Here is a 2,294-nt window from a genome sequence, read left to right on the forward strand (position 1 = left end):
GCGACCCCCCCACAATACCATGTCCCCCGCGGGCGCCCGGCACACCCTCGCGCCCCCCCCCCCGCCGACCCTGGGGGGGGGGGGGGCGGGTCCTTTCGTTGCGGGGGCGGCGTCCGCGAGGGCCCTCAGCGGCGGTCGTGGGCCCCCGGCAGCGACAACTCGAACCAGACCACCTTGCCGCTGCTCAGCCGCGTCGCACCCCAGCGGCGGGCCATCCGGTTGACCAGGAACAGGCCCCGGCCGCCCTCGTCGGTCTCCCGGGCCCGGCGCTGCCGCGGCAGCTGCGGGGAGTCGTCGCCGACCTCGCAGCGCAGCACGTCCGTCCGCAGCAGACGCAGGGTCACCGGCCGCTCCGCGTACCGGACGGCATTGGTGACCACCTCACTGACCAGCAGCTCCACCGAGTCCTCGAGCTCCTCCAGGCCCCAGCGGGCCAGCGCCCGGCGGGCGAACCGGCGGGCCCGCCCCGGGGCGGTCTCCTCCGGGTCGAGGAACCAGTACGCCACGTCACTCGGCGCGATCCCGTCGAAGCGGGCCGCGAGCAGCGCGATGTCGTCGTCCCGGTCGCCGGGGCCCAGCATGTCGAGGACGTCGTCGCAGAGGGCCTCCAGCGGCGGCGGATGGTCCAGCCCGGTCAACTGGGCTGTGGTCGCCAGGCGCTCGCGGAGCTGCTCGATGCCGGTCCACACGTCCCGCAGCCGGGACTCCACCAGCCCGTCGGTGTACAGCAGCAGCGTCGCCCCGGCCGGGGCGTCCAGCTCCACGGCCTCGAAGTCGACGCCGCCGACGCCGATGGGCGCGCCCGGGGGCACCCGGAGCACCTCGGCGCGGCCTCCCAGGTGCAGCAGCACGGGCGGCGGGTGGCCGGCGTTGGCGATGGTGATCCGGTGCGAGACCGGGTCGTACACCGCGTACATGCAGGTCGCCATGCGGTCGGAGCCCAGCCGCTGCGCCTGCTCGTCCAGGTGGTGGAGCACCTCGGCGGGCGGCAGGTCCAGCTGGGCCAGGGTCTGCGCGGTGGTCCGCAGCTGACCCATGATGGCGGCGGAAGTCATGGAGTGGCCCATGACGTCGCCGACGACGAGCGCGACCCGGCTGCCGGGCAGGGGTATGGCGTCGTACCAGTCCCCGCCGACCCGGGCCGTCTCGGCCGCCGGCAGGTAGCGGGAGGCCAACCTGACCCCCGTGGGCTGGGGAAGGCTGTGCGGGAGCATGGTGCGCTGCAACTCGTCGGCGATGTACGCCTCGCGGCCGTACAGGACGGCCTTGTCGATGCCGAGCGCGGTGTGCGTGGCCAGCTGGGCGGCGACCAGCAGGTCGTTCTGCTCGAACGCGGGCCGCTCGGGGCTGCGCAGGAACACCGCGGCGCCGATCACCCTGCGCCGCCCGCGCAGCGGCGCGAGGACGGCCCGCCGGCCGCGCGGTACGGGGTGCTCCGCGCCCAGCAGCTCCGGCAGCGCGTCCTGCGCGCCCTCGGAGGACGCGAAGACGGGCCGCACGCCGCGCAGCACCTCGGCGAGCGCACCGCCGGGCAGGATCTCGCACAGTTCGGCGGCGGGCAGGTCGCCCTGCGGGCCGACCATCGGCAACTGGCTGAAATCGAGCTCCCCGGCGCCCCCCGCGGCACCGGCACCCTCGGCTCCGGTCAGGTCGTCGATCGGCCGGAGCCGGTCGGTGCGGCGCAGCCTTAAAACGACCGGGCCGACGGGGCGTTCGTCGCCCACCGGGAGGGGATCGCGCAGGTAGACGAGGATGGCGTCGGAGAACGTCGGCACGGTGGCCCGGCACAGCCCGAGCACGATCTCGTCGAGGTCGATGCCGCGGGCGATGCGGCGCGTGGCGGCGCCGACGAACCGCAGCCGGTCGCCCTCGCGGCGCGCGAGCGCCCCTTCGACGGTACCGGGCGAGGCCACCGCGCCGGCCGCTGCCGCCGCTCCCACGCCCGCTCCCACGCCGGCTTCCGTGCCCTCTGCCTGCGCCGTCGTTGCCGTGTCGTGGTCGTCGGGCGAGCCGGGCGGCGGGGTGCCGTCCGGGTCGGCGGGGTCGACCGGGTCGACCAGGTCGACTGGGTCGAGGCCGGCGCCCGAGCAGGCTCCGGCTCCGGCTCCGGTGGGCGTTCCGCTGGCGGTGGTGTCCGTACCGCCCTCGTCCGCCGCGCGGCGGCGCACCGCGTCCGGTATGGCGTCACCGGCCGCTGCTGCCGCGGCCGTTGGCGGCTGTCCGGCCGCCTGGTCCGCCCCGCGCCCGGAACGGGCCCCCGCGGCGCCGCGGGCGGCCTCGGCGTCCCGGGTACG

At 76.7% G+C, this 2,294-nt stretch carries 1 protein-coding gene; it reads right to left on the reverse strand.

All coding sequences use genetic code 11. The features are described 5' to 3' along the window. Positions 1–125: 125 nt before the first annotated feature. Positions 126–2,060 carry a SpoIIE family protein phosphatase gene (locus tag ACFVGY_RS19590; protein WP_385678790.1) on the reverse strand — a complete coding sequence of 645 codons (1,935 nt, stop codon included), beginning with the start codon at positions 2,058–2,060 and terminating at the stop codon, positions 126–128. Between the last annotated feature and the right edge of the window lie 234 nt (positions 2,061–2,294).

The organism is Streptomyces sp. NPDC127106 (genome assembly GCF_042677605.1).
Classification (GTDB): domain Bacteria; phylum Actinomycetota; class Actinomycetes; order Streptomycetales; family Streptomycetaceae; genus Streptomyces.